Source organism: Bradyrhizobium sp. 142 (genome assembly GCF_023074015.1).
In the GTDB taxonomy this organism is placed as follows: domain Bacteria; phylum Pseudomonadota; class Alphaproteobacteria; order Rhizobiales; family Xanthobacteraceae; genus Bradyrhizobium.
Genome location: NZ_JADPKQ010000416.1, coordinates 1 through 1,780 on the forward strand (window position 1 = coordinate 1; position 1,780 = coordinate 1,780).

General features: G+C 62.9%; 2 protein-coding genes. One reads left to right on the forward strand and one right to left on the reverse strand.

The genetic code is table 11. From position 1 onward, the window contains the following. Nucleotides 1-40: 40 nt before the first annotated feature. Nucleotides 41-388, reverse strand: a complete 348-nt coding sequence (locus IVA82_RS38595; RefSeq protein ID WP_247389496.1) for a hypothetical protein — start codon at nucleotides 386-388, stop codon at nucleotides 41-43. A gap of 220 nt (nucleotides 389-608) precedes the next feature. Here IVA82_RS38595 and IVA82_RS38600 point away from each other — a divergent pair, with 220 nt between their 5' ends. Then, complete coding sequence (locus IVA82_RS38600) at nucleotides 609-1,544, forward strand: glycerophosphodiester phosphodiesterase (RefSeq protein ID WP_247389497.1); 936 nt, start codon at nucleotides 609-611, stop codon at nucleotides 1,542-1,544. Nucleotides 1,545-1,780: the final 236 nt, after the last annotated feature.

Here is a 1,780-nt window from a genome sequence, read left to right on the forward strand (position 1 = left end):
ACCGACCCATCATCGAAATCTCCGTCGATGGCCGCTTTACCTAGACGGAATCACGGTTCGCCCTTCTCCTCAAGACAGTTCTGCAACAAAATCGGCCACGCCCGGCCATCGATCCCGTGACGATCAGGATCGCGCTCACCATTGTGGAGGTGGCAAAGGCGCGGTGGGTAAACAGGCGATGATAGCCGACGGTGAGGCCGAGCCCGGTGATCAGCCAGAAGCCGAAGAACAGGCCGAGCTCCATCGAACCGATCGGCCGGTAGAACAACAGGCCCAGTGCCACCAGCGTCCCGACGAAGGGCAGCACATCGAAGATGATGAAATGCCATCGCTGCATCCGGTGAAAATGCCGGCTGCGGATGATGCGGAGATCACGTTTTGGTTGCACGGTCGGGATTCCACGGAGGCAGCTATGAGTACATAACCGCCGGGCGAGCGCAACCCAAGCCGCTCCCCAAGGTTTCAACAGCCGCGAAAGCCTGTAGAATAGGCCGGACGCACCAGATTGCGCTCAGATGCCGCCCTTTTCGCTTGCCTTCCGAGCCGCCATGCCATCATTTGCTGCGATCATTTTGACTGTGCTCTCGCTTCTCATGACGGGAAGGGCCATGGGATCCGACTCGGCCTTCGATCTCGAGGCGCATCGGGGCGGGCGGGGGCTGTTGCCGGAGAACACGCTGCCGGCCTTTGCCAACGCACTGTCGATGGGCGTTGATACGCTGGAGCTCGACGTCGGCGTGACCGCCGATGGCGAGGTCGTCGTATCGCACGAGCGCGGGCTCAATCCCGATCTCGCCCGGGATGCGAGCGGCGCCTATGTGGCACCGCCCGGTACGCCGTTCGTGAAATTGCAATTCGCCGCCGTCAGGAGCTACGACGTTGGTCAGATCCGGCCGGACAGTGCCTACGCAAAGCAATTCCCTGATCAGCGCGCCATACCGGGAACGCGCATTCCCAGCTTGCGCGAGGTGTTCGCGCTCGTCCGAAAATCCGGCAACGCGCGTGTGCGCTTCAACATCGAGACCAAGATCGATCCGGGCCATCCGGAGGAGTCGCTCGATCCGCAAAGTTTTGTCGCAAAGCTGCTTGGGATGATCGAGGCCGAGGGATTTGCCGAGCGCGTCATGATCCAGTCGTTCGACTGGCGGACCCTGCTGCTCGTCCAGCAGCAGGCACCGAGAATTCCGACTGTGTACCTGACGCTCCAGCGCGGCTCGGCGCCGACCGTCGTGCTCGACAAGGCCAGCAACTGGACGGTGGGCTTCAGCCCCGCCGATCACGGTGGCTCGCTGCCGCGGACGATCAAGGCGGCCGGCGGCGCGATCTGGTCGCCCTATTTCGGCGACGTGACTGCAGCGCTGGTCTCAGAGGCTCATTCGCTCGGACTGCGCGTCGTGGTGTGGACGGTCAACAAACCCGAAGACATGGCGCGCATGATCGAGACCGGCGTCGACGGCATCATTTCGGACCGCCCGGACCTGCTGCGGCAGGTCGCCGGCGAGAAGGGGATTGCGCTGCCGGCGGGAACGCCGGTCGAGCCGTAGATTCCATCTGGCCGACTTCCCGTAGCCTGGATGGAGCGCACGCTCCATCCGGGCTTGTATGGGGATGTGGTTGTCAAGGGGAATGATTGATCAGGGCATGCTTTGCTCATGGTTGTTGGTGTGGAGTGCGATGCATTCGCGATGGCGTTTTCGTTCCGATGGTTGACCGCTGCGCCAGACGCAGCCGCGGTCAAGGCTGGCCGCAGGCCACCGCCGGAGGCGGCGCGTATCAGCTG

Coding starts and splice junctions, on each gene's coding strand:
- IVA82_RS38600 (WP_247389497.1), top strand. CDS start 609: ATGGGATCCGACTCGGCCTTCGATCTCGAGGCGCATCGGGGCGGGCGG.